General features: G+C 56.0%; 14 protein-coding genes and 1 other RNA gene. 4 read left to right on the top strand and 11 right to left on the bottom strand.

From position 1 onward, the window contains the following. The first annotated feature begins 240 nt into the window (after nt 1-240). The 3 genes from KK102_RS12910 to KK102_RS12900 all read left to right on the top strand — a co-directional run bounded on the left by KK102_RS12910 (nt 241) and on the right by KK102_RS12900 (nt 2,164). The gene (locus KK102_RS12910; RefSeq protein WP_059355555.1) at nt 241-633 is read left to right on the top strand and encodes a DoxX family protein; all 393 of its coding nucleotides are present in this window, start codon (nt 241-243) and stop codon (nt 631-633) included. 72 nt (nt 634-705) lie between these two features. Beyond that, a complete protein-coding gene (locus KK102_RS12905; protein WP_216357739.1) occupies nt 706-1,692 on the top strand; it encodes a glutathione S-transferase family protein in 987 nt (328 codons plus the stop codon). A gap of 106 nt (nt 1,693-1,798) precedes the next feature. Beyond that, complete coding sequence (locus KK102_RS12900) at nt 1,799-2,164, top strand: DUF805 domain-containing protein (protein WP_126545281.1); 366 nt, start codon at nt 1,799-1,801, stop codon at nt 2,162-2,164. Nucleotides 2,165-2,205: 41 nt separating this feature from the next. Here the strand turns inward: KK102_RS12900 and yhaJ are convergent, their stop codons facing one another. Beyond that, complete coding sequence (gene yhaJ, locus KK102_RS12895) at nt 2,206-3,108, bottom strand: DNA-binding transcriptional regulator YhaJ (RefSeq protein ID WP_003862655.1); 903 nt, start codon at nt 3,106-3,108, stop codon at nt 2,206-2,208. Nucleotides 3,109-3,212: 104 nt separating this feature from the next. Between yhaJ and KK102_RS12890 the strand changes: the two genes are divergently transcribed. Next, nucleotides 3,213-3,914: a pirin family protein gene (locus KK102_RS12890; RefSeq protein ID WP_023309295.1), complete on the top strand. Its 702-nt coding sequence runs from the start codon at nt 3,213-3,215 to the stop codon at nt 3,912-3,914. A gap of 100 nt (nt 3,915-4,014) precedes the next feature. Here the strand turns inward: KK102_RS12890 and KK102_RS12885 are convergent, their stop codons facing one another. From KK102_RS12885 to garR, 10 genes are all read right to left on the bottom strand, one after another. Further along, on the bottom strand, nt 4,015-5,319 hold the full coding sequence (locus KK102_RS12885) for an L-cysteine desulfidase family protein (RefSeq protein ID WP_216357738.1): 1,305 nt from the start codon (nt 5,317-5,319) through the stop codon (nt 4,015-4,017). Nucleotides 5,320-5,339: 20 nt separating this feature from the next. Further along, a complete protein-coding gene (locus KK102_RS12880; RefSeq protein ID WP_216357737.1) occupies nt 5,340-6,671 on the bottom strand; it encodes an amino acid permease in 1,332 nt (443 codons plus the stop codon). Between the two features lie 271 nt (nt 6,672-6,942). Then, nucleotides 6,943-9,237: a formate C-acetyltransferase gene (pflB, locus tag KK102_RS12875; RefSeq protein ID WP_216357736.1), complete on the bottom strand. Its 2,295-nt coding sequence runs from the start codon at nt 9,235-9,237 to the stop codon at nt 6,943-6,945. A 15-nt stretch (nt 9,238-9,252) separates the two neighbouring features. Further along, complete coding sequence (gene tdcD / locus KK102_RS12870; protein WP_126545372.1) at nt 9,253-10,461, bottom strand: propionate kinase; 1,209 nt, start codon at nt 10,459-10,461, stop codon at nt 9,253-9,255. A 30-nt stretch (nt 10,462-10,491) separates the two neighbouring features. After that, a complete protein-coding gene (gene tdcC, locus KK102_RS12865) occupies nt 10,492-11,823 on the bottom strand; it encodes a threonine/serine transporter TdcC (RefSeq protein WP_126545286.1) in 1,332 nt (443 codons plus the stop codon). A 9-nt stretch (nt 11,824-11,832) separates the two neighbouring features. Then, nucleotides 11,833-12,822 (bottom strand): bifunctional threonine ammonia-lyase/L-serine ammonia-lyase TdcB, encoded by a 990-nt coding sequence (gene tdcB, locus KK102_RS12860; protein ID WP_216357735.1) that lies wholly within the window; start codon nt 12,820-12,822, stop codon nt 11,833-11,835. A gap of 99 nt (nt 12,823-12,921) precedes the next feature. After that, nucleotides 12,922-13,842: a transcriptional regulator TdcA gene (tdcA, locus tag KK102_RS12855; protein ID WP_126545287.1), complete on the bottom strand. Its 921-nt coding sequence runs from the start codon at nt 13,840-13,842 to the stop codon at nt 12,922-12,924. Nucleotides 13,843-14,505: 663 nt separating this feature from the next. Further along, an RNA gene (gene rnpB / locus KK102_RS12850) (RNase P RNA component class A) lies at nt 14,506-14,882 on the bottom strand. Nucleotides 14,883-14,914: 32 nt separating this feature from the next. Further along, nucleotides 14,915-16,060, bottom strand: a complete 1,146-nt coding sequence (gene garK, locus KK102_RS12845; protein ID WP_216357734.1) for a glycerate 2-kinase — start codon at nt 16,058-16,060, stop codon at nt 14,915-14,917. A 76-nt stretch (nt 16,061-16,136) separates the two neighbouring features. Continuing rightward, complete coding sequence (gene garR / locus KK102_RS12840; RefSeq protein ID WP_216357733.1) at nt 16,137-17,027, bottom strand: 2-hydroxy-3-oxopropionate reductase; 891 nt, start codon at nt 17,025-17,027, stop codon at nt 16,137-16,139. Nucleotides 17,028-17,037: the final 10 nt, after the last annotated feature.

Raw genomic sequence — 17,037 nt, 5'->3', positions numbered from 1 at the left:
CGGTAACCCAGGTTACCGTTTTTTGTTTTACGCCCTCTCCCTGTGAGAGAGGGTTGGGGTGAGGGCACCAGCGCGCACCTCCCTTACTCAATATCTTTGAAGAAGATTGACAGTTTTCCTTGCTAACAATCGCCCACCGTCACGTTTATGATGCTCTCCATCGACAGCAACGACGCGGTATCTACCCGGAATTGCAGACAAATAACGTTCAGCCGCGCATGTGGTTTCCTGGAGAGTAAAATGAAAAAATTAGAAGATGTTGGTGTACTGGTAGCACGTATTCTGATGCCAATTCTGTTCATCGTGGCAGGTTGGGGAAAAATCACCGGTTATGCGGGTACCCAGCAATATATGGAAGCCATGGGCGTGCCGGGGTTCCTGCTGCCTCTGACCATCCTGCTTGAGTTCGGCGGCGGCCTGGCAGTGCTGTTCGGCTTCCTGACCCGTACCACCGCGCTGTTCACCGCAGGCTTCACCTTGCTGACAGCGTTCATCTTCCACAGCAACTTTGCGGAAGGCGTGAACTCTCTGATGTTCATGAAAAACCTGACCATCGCGGGTGGCTTCCTGCTGCTGGCCATCACTGGTCCAGGCGCATACAGCATCGACCGTCTTCTGAATAAGAAGTGGTAAGCACGCTATACTGATTGAACCCAAAGCGAGGAGATATCTCCTCGTTTTTGCTATCTGACGGAGGAGAAAAAAATGGGACAACTCGTAGACGGCGTCTGGCAGGATGTCTGGTATGACACCAAATCCACCGGGGGTCGCTTCAAGCGCTCTGTTTCGGCCTTCCGTAACTGGCTGACCGCCGACGGCGCGCCAGGCCCGAGCGGCGAAGGTGGCTTCGCGGCAGAAAAAGACCGTTATCATCTCTATGTTTCTCTCGCCTGCCCGTGGGCACACCGCACGCTGATTGTGCGCAAGCTTAAGGGGCTCGAATCCTTCATTCCGGTATCGGTGGTCAACCCGCTGATGCTGGAAAACGGCTGGACGTTCGACAGTGATTTTCCTGCCGCAACCGGTGACGACCTTTATCACCACGATTTTCTCTACCAGCTTTATCTGCGCGCAGATCCGCACTACACCGGACGCGTCACCGTACCGGTATTGTGGGACAAGAAAAACCAAACGATCGTCAGCAACGAATCGGCGGAGATCATCCGCATGTTCAACACCGCGTTTGATGCCCACGGTGCCCGCGCCGGGGATTATTACCCGGTCGAGCTGCGCGATAAAATTGACGAGCTGAATAGCTGGATCTACGACAACGTGAACAACGGCGTCTACAAGGCCGGTTTTGCCACCAGCCAGGAGGCGTATGACGAAGCGGTTGGGAAGGTGTTTGAATCGCTTGAGCGTCTGGAGCAGATCCTCGGCAAGCATCGCTACCTGACGGGCGATCGCCTGACGGAAGCGGACATTCGCCTGTGGACCACGCTGGTTCGCTTTGATCCGGTCTATGTCACCCACTTTAAGTGCGATAAGCACCGCATCAGCGATTACCTGAACCTGTATGGTTTCCTGCGCGACATCTACCAGATGCCGGGCATCGCGGAGACGGTCGATTTCAACCATATTCGCACCCACTATTTCCGCAGCCACAAGACGATTAACCCAACGGGCATCATATCCATTGGGCCATGGCAGGATCTGGATGAACCTCACGGGCGCGACGTTCGTTTCGGATAAATATTCAGGGCATCAATAGATGCCCTTTTTTAATTCACAATCTCCATCTATCCTTACCTCGATCGCTTAGAAAACAAGTGATTGACTGACTAATGAGGCAAGGAAAATGGACTGGTATTTAAACGTACTGCGCAACTACATTGGATTTGGTGGCCGCGCCCGCCGCAAAGAGTACTGGATGTTCGTTCTGGTGAACTTCATCCTCGCCCTGGTGTTGAGTATTGTGGACAAAATTCTGGGCTGGGAGCGTGCCGGGGGAGAAGGCATTCTCACCACGATTTATGGCGTGTTTATTATGCTGCCTTCCTGGGCGGTTCAGTTCCGACGCCTGCACGATACCGATCGTTCGGCCTGGTGGCTCTTGCTGCTGTTGATCCCGATCGTGGGCTGGATCGTGATCCTGGTCTTCAACTGTCAGAACGGCACGGCGGGTGAAAACCGCTTTGGTCCGGATCCGAAAGCTGGCATGTAAATCAGAGCCCGGTGGCGCTTACGCTTACCGGGCCTACGATATTATTTATTGTGGTGGGCAAAAAGCTTTGGTATTTCGCGCAGGCACCAGGATTTGGCTTCGCCCATGCTGTCGCGTCGCCACGCCATAATGATATCCACCTCGCTGGTGTATTCCGGGCTGACAACGCGCAGTCGCCCTTCCGCAATGTCCTTTTCAACAAAAGGATAAGGCATCGTCGCCACGCCCAGACCGGCCAGCAGCGCCTGCCGTTTGTCTTCCAGTGAGGTCACCGTCAGACGAGGCTGTTTATCCAGCAGCTGTACCGTTAACACGGGACGTTCACGGGCGGTATCCGCGACCGCCACGCCACGATACTTCACGCGCGTAACCTCCGAAAGCGGCTCCGGCTCCTGATGGATCGGGTGATCGGGCGCGGCGACATAAACGTTCATCACGCTATAGAGCTTGCGGGAGTTAATTTCTGACGATGAGCGGAAGTGCATGTCCGGCGCAATAACAATATCCGCCCTGCCCGTTTCCAGACGCTCCCACGCTCCTGCCAGCACCTCGGTAATGATCGACAGCTGGGTATTGGCCTTCGCCGCCAGCCGGTCCACCAGCGGGAACAGCGCTTCGGTTGGCACCAGCGCTTCGGTAACTAACGTCAGATGGGTTTCCCAGCCGCGCGCCAGCGCTTCGGCGTCTGTCGTCAGCTTGTCCGCCGCTTCCAGCAGCACGCGGCCGCGCTCCAGCAGCATTCGCCCGACGTTGGTGAATTTTGTTCGATGACCGGAGCGGTCAAACAGCACCACGTCCAGCTCCTCTTCCAGCTTCTGCATGGTGTAGCTCAGCGCAGACGGAACGCGCCCCAGTTCATCGGCCGCCGCCGCAAAACTGCCGCGCCGGTCAATCGCGTCCATGACGCGAAGCGCCTCAAGCGTCAATGCTCTCTCTTTAGCCATCTCGTTCTCATTCAGGAAATTTGAACATACCGGGCAGAATATCTGGCTAACAATGCAGCGTCCATACCTTTACCATTGTTTTAGTGTAAAGAGAGGTCAAGTTTATGATTACGACAAGAACAGCTAAACAGTGCGGACAAGCCGATTTCGGTTGGCTGCAGGCCCGCTACACCTTTTCCTTTGGACACTACTTTGACCCTAAACTCCTCGGTTACGCTTCACTGCGCGTGTTGAACCAGGAAGTGCTCGCCCCGGGCGCCTCCTTCCAGCCGCGTACGTATCCGAAAGTCGATATCCTGAACCTGATCCTGGAAGGCGAGGCAGAATACCGCGATAGCGAGGGCAATCATGTCCAGGCAAAGGCTGGCGAAGCGCTGTTAATTTCCACGCAGCCGGGCATCAGCTACAGCGAGCATAACCTCAGTAAAGACAAAACGCTGACCCGCATGCAGCTGTGGCTGGACGCCTGCCCTGAGCGGGAAAATCCGCTGGTACAGAAGTTAGATTTAACGGGCGATAAGCAGCAGCTGATTGCATCGCCGGATGGCAGTAAAGGTAGCCTGCAGCTGCGTCAGCAGGTGTGGCTGCACCATATCGAGCTGAAGAAAGGTGAACAGGCGAGCTTCCAGCTTCATGGTCCGCGCGCCTATCTGCAGTCGATTCACGGTACGGTGCATGCGGTGACGCATACGGAAGAGAAAGAAGCGCTCACCTGCGGCGACGGGGCGTTTATTCGTGATGAAGCGAATATCACCCTGGTGGCGGATACGCCGCTGCGCGCGCTGCTGATTGATTTACCGGTTTAAAAATCCCCCTCACCCCAACCCCTCTCCCCAAAGGGGCGAGAGGCTCGATCGGTTCCCTCTCCCCTTTGGGGAGAGGGCCAGGGTGAGGGGTTGGATTAAATCACGACACCTTACTCGCCATAATCTCAATAATCTGCCGGTCCGTGGCCTGCATCGAGCGACACGCCAGCGCGCACAGGTTTGCGATTGACTGCTCCACATCGTGCGCCACAATCCCCTCGTTTCCCGTTACGCCCGACTCATCCAGCGCCATCATCACCGCTTTCCAGGCGCTACTGACGCTGGTTGAGACCTTCATGGCGCAGCTGTTTGACGCCCCGTCGCAGATCATCCCGCTGACGTCACCAATCATGCTTCCAATCGCCATCGCGATGGTCTGGTAAGTGCCACCCATCAGCCACGCCATACCCGCCGCAGCGCCCATCGCCGCCGTTGTCGCCGCACACAGTGCGGACAGGCGCGGAAGCTGATAATGAATATAGATCGCCGACAGATGCGACAGCATCAGCGCCCGCGCCAGCCTTTCGTCACCGGCCTGAAGGTGCTCAGCCACAACAACGACGGGCATGGTGGCGGTGATCCCCTGATTGCCGGAGCCCGAATTACTCATTGCCGGCAGCGTCGCGCCGCCCATCCGGGCATCCGAGGCGGCGCTGGTGCGGATAACAATGTCTGACCCCAGATCCTGCGCCATCCATCCGCGCGAGCGCTGCTTATCCAGCGTTGCGCCAATATGCAGCCCCCACTTCCCGCTGAGCCCTTCGCGAGAGAGTGCGTCGTTCAGCTGCCCTGCTTCCAGGATGAAGCGGATGTCTTCAAACGGCACCTGCTCGACAAATTCCAGGAGCTGCGACAGCGTGCTGGCTGATAGCACCGCCAGAGGATCGGTATTTTCTTCAGTCAATTGTTCACCCAGCGTAAAGCGCGTTTCGCCCTGGCAAATCACTTCCGCCACCCGCGTATGCCCACCGGCGATGGTCACCGTTGCCGAGGTACCCCCGGCATGAACACGGGCGCGGGAGTAGAGGATCTCATCGCACGGTGCCTGCAGTTTGACCTGCACCTGTCCCGCCTCAAGCAGGGCTTTGGCACGTATTAGCGCATCGGCGGTAGCATCTTTCAACACCTCCAGTCCGGCGTGCGCGTTACCGCCAGTCGCGCCCAGCGCCGCTGCAATGGGAAGACCGACCATCCCGGTGCCTGGCACCGTCACGCCTAGCCCGTTTTTCATCAGGTTCGGCGATACCCACGCTTCAATCCGCGTGACCTCCCCCGGCAGAAGGTCTGCGGCCATCGCGCAGGCCAGTGCCAGAGAGACGGGTTCGGTACACCCAAGGGCAGGCTTCACTTCTTCCTGCACCGCGCGAATAAATTGATTCCATAAAGGATGAGTTTGCTCAGACATCGTTACGACCTTAATTACCCTCAGGAGAATGCGAGGAAAGGAGAAACACAAAGCAGCAGTCCGGTGATGACGATAATCACCAGCGATACGCCTTTATATTTATGCAGGGCCGGTACCTTGTAGACCAGCCATGCCGGGATCAGGCAGCCCACCATGCCGAAGATGGGGCTGCAAATGGAGGTGAAGCTCAGCACCGGCGCGTTCAGGACTATCGCGCTCCAGGCCAGCAGAATGGCGAACAGCATAATCCCGCGCTGGACGGCGTTTTCATTGATTTTTTCTGCCGGCATTCTGCGGCGCAGGATGTTCATGACGATACCCTGCGTCGCCTCGCGGAAGCCGAGGTAGACGCCAAAGAACGCGGTCATCACGGCGAAGATATTGAGGATCACGCTGACGATTTTGACCCAGCCCGCGCCGTCACCGCTGATAAACTGCGCCGCAATCGCCAGAGCCGAAATGTTCTGCTCGTAGGCTTTAACCGCCTCATCGTGCCCCATCGCCAGGGTGAAGGAGACGGCATAGAAGAAGACCGTTACAAACAGCACACCAAAGGCAATGTTCATCGCCCGCAGCGCTTTATGGCGCGCAACCTCCACCGATTTTTCACGTGAACGGTACGAGATCACCATCGGGCTAAGGGTCTGAATAAACAGAATGGAAGTTAGGGTAAAGGGCAGTGTAATGATGGCGTTTTTAATCAGCAGCCCCATCGGCGGCAGCATGCCCACGTTGGCTAAATGCCAGAGGCCAATCATCGACAGCCCCAGCGCGGCTACCACGAATAATTTGGTCAGCACCATCAGGCTGGAAACCTTAAACAGCAGCTTTTCACCGCGTGAAGAAATGGCCACCAGAATGCAAATCAGAAATAAACCGTAGAATGGATTTTCCGAGAGCAAACCGTCGGTCACGCCGAAGGTGTGCAAATACGAGGCGCTGTCGTTGGTGATGGCCGTGGAATAGACAAACATCCAGATCACCAGCATCACGAAATAGAGCGCGCCTAATAAGATGCCCCAGTTTTTACCCAAATAACCGCTAATGACGCTCGGGTAGTCTTTGCACTCCGGTGATTCCGCCAGAGTGTTAATAAACAGACGCTGGAATAAATACATAGCGGGATAGCCAATTATTGATGAGAGCAAAAATACCCACAGCCCCATTAACCCGACCTGCACGGGGAGAAAAACTATCCCCGCACCGATAGCCATCCCGATACTCATGATGACCCAGCCCGTGTCGGTGCTGTCGAATTTAATTGCCGCTTGCCACTCGCTCTCGCTCATTCCCGCTCGCCTTGCCGCGGGGGAATCACTCACAATCACACTGCTGTTTGTTGCCGTATCCATTGGGCACTCGCTTATTTTGTAGGGTAAACAGTTGTTTTTATGGATTTCCGATCGCCAGCGATTGCGATTCAGAGGGTTGCAGGTGTGTGTTATTGGTGTGGGAAGATCATATCCGGAGCGTGGGAGAAAAAGGTCACAACATTAATAAGGATATTCTGTGCCGGGAGGAAAATTTGCTTCTGTAGTATCAAATAAAACTGGGATTTTCTAAAAGTGATGCTGATCACGAAATGAAAGCCTCCCCAAAGAGGAGGCTTGGGGGAAGCCTGCGTCACATCGCCTGCGTAAACGTCCTCGAAATCACATCCTGCTGCTGCTCGCGCGTCAGGGCGTTAAAGCGTACCGCATAGCCCGAAACGCGGATCGTCAGGTTCGGGTAATTCTCGGGATGGGCAATCGCATCCAGCAGCATTTCCCGGTTCATGACGTTCACGTTCAGATGCTGCCCCCCCTCAATGGACGCTTCGTGATGGAAGTAGCCGTCCAGCAGCCCCACCAGGTTGGTTTTGCGCACCAGCTCGTCCTTGCCCAGCGCCTGCGGCACGATGGAGAAGGTGTAGGAAATTCCGTCTTTCGCATAGGTGAACGGCAGTTTGGCAACCGACGTTAGCGAGGCCACCGCCCCTTTTCTGTCGCGTCCGTGCATCGGGTTCGCACCAGGTGCAAACGGCGTGCCGCCGCGTCGTCCGTCCGGCGTGTTCCCGGTCTTCTGGCCGTAAACCACGTTGGAGGTGATGGTCAGGATCGACTGTGTCGGCACCGCGTTGCGGTAGGTTGGCAGCGCCTGAATTTTCTTCATAAAGCGCTCCACCAGGTCGCAGGCAATACTGTCCACGCGGTCGTCGTTGTTGCCGTACTGCGGATAGTCCCCTTCAATCACGAAATCGACCGCCAGTCCGGTATGGTCGCGCACCGGCTTCACCGTGGCGTATTTAATGGCCGACAGGGAGTCCGCGGCTACCGACAGCCCGGCAATGCCGCAGGCCATGGTGCGATAGACGTCCCGGTCGTGCAGCGCCATCAGCGAGGCTTCGTAGCTGTACTTATCGTGCATGTAGTGAATGAGATTCAGGGCGCTGATGTACTGCACCGCCAGCCAGTCCATAAAGTGATCGAGGCTCGCCATCACGGTGTCGTAATCCAGCACGTCGTCCAGCAGCGGCTCGGTTTTCGGACCGACCTGGATCTTGAGCTTCTCGTCCACCCCGCCGTTGATCGCGTACAGCAGCGTTTTGGCGAGGTTGGCGCGCGCGCCAAAGAACTGCATCTGCTTGCCGATCACCATCGGGCTGACGCAGCACGCAATGGCGTAGTCGTCGCTGTTGAAGTCCGCACGCATCAGATCGTCGTTCTCATACTGCAGCGACGAGGTGACGATCGACACCTGCGCGGCGTATTTCTTGAACGCGATCGGCAGCTGTTCTGACCAGAGGATCGTCAGGTTCGGCTCCGGCGCAGGCCCCATGGTGTGCAGCGTGTGCAAATAGCGGAAGCTGTTTTTGGTCACCAGCGTGCGTCCGTCCAGCCCCATGCCGCCGATCACTTCCGTCGCCCAGATCGGATCGCCGGAGAAGAGCGTGTCGAACTCCGGCGTGCGCAGGAAGCGCACCATGCGGATCTTCATGATGAAGTGGTCGATCAGCTCCTGCGCCTGGACTTCATTCAGCCTTCCTGCCTGCATGTCGCGTTCAATGTAGATATCGAGGAACGAGGCCGTGCGCCCCAGCGACATCGCCCCGCCGTTCTGGGATTTCACCGCGGCAAGGTAGGCAAAATAGAGCCACTGCACCGCTTCCTGGGCGTTCATCGCCGGACGCGAGATATCAAAGCCATAGTTCGCCGCCATCTGCTGGATCTGCAGCAGCGCGCGCTTGTGCTCCGCCAGCTCTTCACGCAGGCGGATCGTCGCCTCCAGATCCTCTCCGCGCTCCAGCCTGCCCTGCAGATCCGTAAACTGGAGTTCACGCTCGCGCACCAGATAAGCGATCCCGTACAGCGCCACGCGGCGATAGTCGCCGATGATGCGTCCGCGCCCGTAGCCGTCCGGCAAGCCGGTCAGCACGCCGGACTTACGGCAGCGCATCATCTCCGGCGAATAGACGTCAAATACGCCCTGGTTGTGGGTTTTGCGCAGGTCGGTAAACAGGTATTCGAACTGCGGATCCATCTCGCGGCCATAGGCTTCGAACGAGCTGCGGATCATGTTGATCCCACCGTACGGGTGCAGCGCGCGCTTGAGCGGCTTGTCGGTTTGCAGACCAACGATCGTCTCCAGATCCTGGTCGATATAGCCCGGCCCGTGGGCCGTAATGGTGGTGGCAATGTTGGTGTCAAAATCCACCGGAGCGTGGGTAGCATTCTCCTGACGAATGCCGACCATCACCTTCTGCCACAGCGCCGTCGTTGCTGGCGTCGCCTGCGCGAGGAAAGCTTCATCGCCTTCATAAGGGGTGTAGTTATGCTGAATAAAATCGCGGACGTTGACGGCGTTTTTCCATTCTTCACCGCGAAACCCGGCCCATGCGTCGCTGTAGGGCGCGACGCCCGTATCGATTGTTACTTTCATGTGTTTCTCGCTTTATCAGGCGTAAGCCGCAGCCGGGGTAACCTTCCCAAGACGGAGGGCGTCCAGCGCGATCATTTTTTCTTCGTTGGTAGGGATCACCGCGCAGGCCACGCGGGACGAATCGGTGCTGATGACGCGCTCACCCGCGCTGCCCGGCAGGGCATTTTTGGCATCGTCGAGGAGGATGCCAAACACCTTCAGGCGTTCAGCCACCAGGGCGCGAATCAGCGTTGAGTTTTCGCCGATCCCGCCGGTAAAGACCACCCCATCCAGGCGGTGCAGCGACGCCGCGTGCCCGGCAACGTGTCGCGCAATGCGGTGAACGAAGGTCTGGATCGCAAGCACGGCCCGCTCGTTGCCTTCATGCCAGGCTTTCTCCAGCGCCCGCAGGTCTGAAGAGATGCCGGAGATCCCCAGCAGCCCAGACTCTTTGTTGACCACGCGCTCCAGATCCTCGAAGGACTGCCCGGTCTGCTGGGCAATCCACGCCATCGCGCCAAAATCCACGTCGCCGCAGCGCGTGCCCATCATCAGCCCTTCCAGGGGGGTCATCCCCATGGAGGTATCCACGCTTTCGCCGTTGCGCACCGCGCAGATGGACGCCCCGTTGCCGAGATGGGCGATCACCATGCCGCTGTCTTCGGGGGACAGCCCGAGAAGCGTATGCGCCTGCGCGGCCACATAGCGGTGAGAGGTGCCGTGGAAGCCGTAGCGGCGAACGCCCAGCTCTTCAAAATAGCGGTACGGCAATCCGTACAGATACGCCTGCGGCGGCAGCGTCTGGTGGAAGCTGGTATCAAATACCGCCACCTGCTGCACGCCCGGGAACAGGCGCTCTGCGGCTTCCACGCCGCTCAGGTTGGCGTAGTTATGCAGCGGCGCCAGCGGGGAGACCTGGCGGATCTGCGCAATCACCTCTTCCGTGATCAGGGTCGACTCGCTGAAGAGGTCGCCGCCGTGAGCAATGCGGTGGCCAATTAAGGCCACGCTGCTCATCAGGTCACGCTTCTCCAGCTCCAGGGCGATGGCAGCCAGCGCCCCTTCGTAGTCCTGGTGAGCCAGCCTGACCGGCTCACCCCCGTTCACGGAAATAAAGGCCTTCTCGGTGTTGATGCCGTCTGCAATGCCCGTCATCAGGGCGTCGCAGCTGCTGGCGTCGAGCACCGAAAACTTAACAGAGGACGATCCGCAGTTAATAACCAGTACTACCGGAAACTCAATCATCATGTGACTCCGCTCTTCCTGAGCAATGGGTTAGAACAGTTTGTAAACGATATTCAGAATGGTCAGCAGGCCCACAACCGTGACGAAGATGTTCTCGGGTTTGCCCTTATACTTCGCCATGGCTGGCGCTTTGCGGATGGCGTACATCGGCAGCAGGCAGAGCAGAGAAGCGATGATTGGCGCGCCCATGGCTTCAATAAGGTCCAGGATGTTCGGGTTGGCGTAGGCCACAACCCAGGTGGAGCCCATGATGAAGATCATGCTGATGGTGTTCAGCTTGCCGACGGAGACTTTCTTCTTATCGCCCTTGTAGCCGAACTTGAGGATCAGGCCGTTCAGCCCTTCCAGGGTGCCCAGATAGTGGCCAAAGAAGGATTTGAAGATAGCGACCAGCGCGATGATGGACGCGCCGTATTCCAGCACGGTGGCGAAGGTAGATTTAGTGCCTGACAGCGACGCGAAGTGGTTTGCCAGATAAGAGAGCACCGGAATGTTCTGCGCCTTGGCGTCCGCCATGTTCTGCGGAGAGAGGGTGAACAGGCAGCTGAAGGCGAAGAACATCACCACGGCCACCATCAGCAGGCTGGCGCGGCCGATGATTTTGGAACATTTCTGCTCGGTAAACTCTTTCCCGAACTCCGGCTCGTACTCTTCGCGCTTGGAGACCACGAACGAGGAGACGATAGGCGAGAAGTTAAAGGAGAAGACCATGATGGAGATCCCCAGCCACACCGTGACCAGGATGCCGTCATGGCCGGTGAAGGCGATATCGCTCAGGTTGACCTGGTCGATTACCGCCGAGTTCCAGTACGGGATCAGCGACAGGGAAATCAGCACCAGGCTGGCGATAAACGGGAACACCAGGAAGCTCATGACCTTCACCATCAGGTCTTTACCAAACCAGATAACAAAGGCCATCAGCAGCAGCAGGAACAGCGCCACAAAGCCACGGTTCAGCGCGGGCAGCTGGAGCTGGTTTTCCCAGAAGGTCATGAAGGTGTTGGTAATAGTGACGCCGTAAATCCACAGCAGCGGGCAAATCGCAAAGAAGTAGAGGAAGGTGATGACCACCCCGCCGGTCTTGCCGAAGTGCTCTTCCACCGTTTCGGTGATGTTGCCGGAGACGTTACTGCCTGACAGACACAGGCGCGCCAGCGCCCGGTGGCAGTAGAACGCAATCGGGAACGCGAGAACCAGCATCAGCAGAATGGGGATCAGGCCACCGAAGCCTGCGCGAATAGGGAAGAACAGCACGCCCGCGCCAATGGCGGTACCAAACAGGCCAAGCGTCCAGGTGGTATCAGACTTACGCCAGGAGGACGTTTTTGTCTGGCCAACGATAATGCTTTCTGTGTTGCTCATAGGTCATCCTTATGCGTCAACGAAGCCGGTAATTTGGGAAACACGGGAGAGATCGATATTGCCGCCGGAAATAATGCAGACGGTTTTACGACCCTGAATATAATGGTCAAGCTTGCCGCTTAATAACGCCGCGCAGGCCAGCGCGCCGGCACCTTCTGTCACCACTTTGTTTCGCTGAATAAGCGCTATCATGCTGTTGCGAATATCGTCCTCGCTGACCAGCACAATGTCGTCAACTAATTCACGAACAATTTCGAAGGTTAATTTGCCGGGACGAGAAACATCGCAGCCGTCCGCTAATGTTCCGGTGACGCGATGGTTGACGATTTCCCCGGCCTGATAAGACGCAGCCATACCGTGAACGTTCTCAGACTGCACGCCGATAATATTAATGGTCGGGTTGATGGATTTAATCGCCGTGGCAATCCCGGCAATTAATCCGCCGCCGCCGATAGGCACAATGACGTTATCCACGTCGTATAAATCTTCGAGGATTTCCAGGCCAATGGTGCCCTGTCCGGCAATCACTTTTGGGTCATCATAAGGCGGGATAAAAATGCGCCCCTCCATCTCGACGATTTCGCTCACTTTGGCGATGGTGTCGTTGAAGTTCTCGCCGTGCAGCACCACTTCGGCGGAGTAGTCGCGCGTGGCGGCAACCTTAGATTTCGGCGCGCCCATCGGCATCACCACTTTGCCGTCGATGCCGAGCATCGCGCAGGAGAGGGACACGCCCTGCGCGTGGTTCCCCGCCGAGCAGGCGACAACGCCTTTACGTTTTTCAGCATCGGTGAGTGAGCTTAACTTATTAAACGCGCCGCGAATTTTGAATGAACCGGTACGCTGCATGTTTTCAAACTTCAGGAATATCTCGCCCTTACAACGTCCGCTGAGATAATTCGAACGCGGCATACCGGTTTTATAGATTTTTCCTGCCAGTCGTTTTCTGGCATCCTGAATATCTTCAATCGTTACCGGGAGATCGTAAGTAATGTGCATAATATCCTCGTTATAATAATTCATTGTTTTCAGGCAAAGTCAGGGTATCAGAGCGGTACTGAGATAAGCTCTGGGTGTTTTTAAATGGATGCTAATTATTCATCGTCGTCTTTCGATATTCATCGACGAATATTGTTTTGCCAGTTCAACTAATACGGACGCTGATTTTTTAATCCTGTAATTTTTAGACCATACCGCGGCATAACGCGCCACGGGTAATTCATCTTCTACCGGCAGGACAATAAACTGGTCAGAACCGAACGGCGCAATCATGTCGCGGGGAATCACCGTCAGATAATCGGCATTAAGGACAAGGTTATAAATGGTAACGACGGAATCGGTCTGGACGATGTTTTCAATGCTGATGTGGTTGTCTTGCAGGGTGGTCAGAAGTTCTTTGTAGTAGCCCATATCGGTTTGCGGCATCACCCACTGCTCGTGCGTGAGCGATGCCAGTGTTGTCGGGCCGGTGCACGTTCGTGATTTGCTGGCGACCAGCACAAACTCGGACTCGAACAGAGGCTCGACGTGCAAGTCTTGCAGCAGCATTTCATCACTTAGCGTACCGATGGCAAAATCCAGTCGGCCATCGCGGATAGCGGGCAGGAACGAAGAGAGCTGTGCTTCGTACATCGAGACGCGCGCTTTCGGGAACACTTCCTTGAATTTTTTGATCATCTCAGACAGGAAGGTGAAGCCTATCAGCGACGGATAGCCAAAGGAGACGTCCATAACGGTGCTAAAACTGAGGCTGTTAATCTCGCTCACCATGTTTTTCATTTCGCGGGTGATCGACTCTGAGTACGAGAGCAGAACCTGGCCTGCTGCGGTCAACTTAACGCCCGTGTTTTTACGAATCATCACTTCAACCCCGAAGTAGGATTCGATATCGCTGATGATTTTGCTGACGGCCGGTTGCGTCAGGCCCAGCTGTCTTGCCGCAGAACCTATGGAGCCACTTTTAATGACTTCCTGAAATACCACGAGGTGCTGTGTTTTCGGTAGAATAATAGTGTTCATAATATTCTGCGCTTATTTCCCTATGACGGAGCGAATTCTACCTAATAGTGTTTCAGGGGGTATGTGCTGTTACTCACAATTTGCCTTTTCACATCATTTCCCTCCCCCACAAAACGCCATTAAAACACTTATATATCAATTGGTTAATAATACAAAAACACACCAATACGCTGATATTGATCAATAAAAATGGCGGTAATAACTTTATTTTATGGTGATAACTGCGGTGGATTTTTTGTATTTTAAAATATCAATAAAGACTATCTTTCAGACAATTAACGGCTAATAAACAACCATTTTCTTTTTAAAACATTTTTGTGTTTTATCAAAAAGAACAATAATGACGTTATTAGCGCATACAAAAGGGTCGAATACATCACACATTCATAGTATGAATGTTTTTGAATTCAATATTCACATATCAAATGTGAAAACTATGAACACCATTAGCGCAACATCAGCAACAAATTAACAACACTGAGAAAGCGTCTTTTCTTAGCGGGAAATTTTGTGATTAGGATCGTATAGGGCAAATGAACGGATTCATTAACCACATAAATAGTGAAATGTGCTTAGTGTCGCAATTTTGATAATTGGTATCCTTTGCCCATATGACCGGATGACCTGAAAGCAAAAACCCCGCCGAAGCGGGGTTCTTTAAGAAGTTGAAGCTGACCGATAAGCCGGGTTCTGTCGTGGACAGTCATTCATCTAGGCCAGCAATCGCTCACTGGCTCAAGCAGCCTACCCGGGTTCAGTACGGGCCGTACCATGTGAACCCCTATTTGGCCTTGCTCCGGGTGGAGTTTACCGTGCCGCGGACTGTTACCAGCCGCGCGGTGCGCTCTTACCGCACCCTTTCACCCTTACCTGATCCCGCTTGCGCGGGCCATCGGCGGTTTGCTCTCTGTTGCACTGGTCGTGGGTTTCCCCCCCAGGCGTTACCTGGCACCCTGCCCTATGGAGCCCGGACTTTCCTCCCCTCCGCCCGTCTCCCCCGAAAGGGACGACGACGAAGCGGCGACTGTCTGGTCAGCTTCGGCGCGCAGTATAGAGGGTTTGCGCGCCGCTGTCACCCTTGGGTGTGCATCCCCACCTGCAAAGTCGCGGCGATATTGCGTGAGGCGCGATAAATGTTGTCATAGGCCCCGCGAAACGCTTCTTCCAGTGACCCAATGCTGGTCAGCACGCTGAACACAGCGTCAATGCCGTACTGGTGCACGACGCCCACGTCCGGGGTCAGGCTACCGGCAATGCCGATCACCGGCTTATGGTATTTTTTAGCGACGTTCGCTACGCCGATGGGCACTTTGCCGTGAATGCTCTGGCTGTCGATGCGCCCTTCCCCCGTCAGTACCCATGTGCAGTCGTGGATATGCTCTTCAAGGTTGAGCGCCTGGGTGACAATCTCAATCCCGCTCTTAAGTTCCGCGCCGAGAAACGCCATCAGCGCTGCCCCCATACCGCCCGCAGCACCGGCTCCCGGCACGTGCTTCACGTCGATACGCAGGTTTTTTTTCATCACGTCAGCAAAGTGGCTGAGATTGGCGTCCAGCTCGAGGATCATCCCCTCGGTCGCCCCTTTTTGTGGGCCGAAGACGCGCGACGCGCCTTTCTCTCCCACCAGGGGGTTGGTGACGTCGCAGGCGACGCGGATCGCACAATGCTGAAGACGCATATCAAGACCCGAAAGATCAATACTGTTAAGCGCCATCAGGCTGCCGCCGCCGTAGCCGATCTCCGTGCCGTTAGCATCGCTGAGCTTCGCCCCGAGCGCCTGCATCATCCCCGCGCCGCCGTCGTTGGTCGCGCTGCCGCCGATGCCGATAATAATATTGCGCGCGCCTTTATCCAGCGCGCAGAGGATAAGCTCCCCGGTGCCGCGTGAAGTGGTAACCAGCGGGTTGCGCTGTGCCGGAGGGACTAATGCCAGACCGCTGGCTGCCGCCATCTCGATAAACGCCGTACTGCCGTCACCGGACATTCCCCAGCAGGCATTCACCTTTTCACCCAGCGGGCCCGTGACGACGGCATGATGTTCGCTGCCGTGGGTGGCGGCGATCATCGCTTCAACCGTGCCTTCCCCGCCGTCGGCGACGGGAACAGAAACATAAAGTGCGTCGGGGAAGATTTCCCGAAATCCTTTTTCTATCGCCTGAGCTACCTCGGTGGCAGAAAGGCTTTCTTTATAAGAGTCTGGCGCGATTACGATTTTCATAGTTGTAGCCTGTTACAGCACGGATCCGGCCTGGACCGTAGGCCCGATGAGCAAAGCGCCACCGGGCAGGACGTCATTAGCGAGCAACTTCCACTTTCGCCAGTTTTTCGTAGTAGCATGCAATCGCGCTGTGGTCGGCGGTGCCCAGACCGTCCGCGCGCAGCGCCTGCATCATCTCCATCACCGCCGCGGTCAGCGGCAGCTGTGCGCCCACGCCGTGAGAGGTATCCAGCGCGTTAGCCAGGTCTTTAATGTGCAGGTCAATGCGGAAACCCGGCTTGAAGTTACGATCCATCACCATCGGCGCTTTCGCATCCAGCACGGTGCTGCCCGCCAGGCCGCCGCGGATCGCCTGATAGACCAAATCCGGGTTGACGCCCGCCTTGGTGGCCAGCGTCAACGCTTCTGACATCGCCGCGATATTCAGCGCCACAATCACCTGGTTTGCCAGCTTGGTGACGTTACCCGCGCCGATTTCACCGGTATGCACCACGGAACCGGCCATGGCTTTCATCAGGTCGTAATATTTGTCGAAAACTGCCTTGTCGCCGCCCACCATCACCGACAGCGTGCCGTCGATGGCTTTTGGCTCGCCGCCGCTGACCGGCGCGTCCAGCATGTCCACGCCTTTCACCTTCAGCGCCTCGCTGATTTCACGGCTCGCCAGAGGGGCAATAGAACTCATGTCGATCACCACCAGGCCCGGCTTCGCGCCGTCGATAATGCCGTTCTCGCCCAGCGCCACCTCTTTCACGTGCGGAGAGTTTGGCAGCATGGTGATGATCACATCGCACTGCTCGGCAATCGCTTTGGCCGTGGTTGCCGCTTCCGCTCCGGCTGAAATCACTTCCGCCACGGCGTCTGAATTACGGTCTAAAACCACCAGTGAGTAACCCGCTTTGATGAGGTTCTTACTCACTGGTTTACCCATGATACCTAAGCCAATAAAGCCCACTTTCAGCGTCATAATCTTTTCC

The sequence above is a fragment of the Enterobacter quasimori genome (genome assembly GCF_018597345.1).
Taxonomy (GTDB): domain Bacteria; phylum Pseudomonadota; class Gammaproteobacteria; order Enterobacterales; family Enterobacteriaceae; genus Enterobacter; species Enterobacter mori.
Note: the sequence above shows the minus strand (reverse complement) of the source record. Positions and strands in the feature narration are given on the sequence as shown.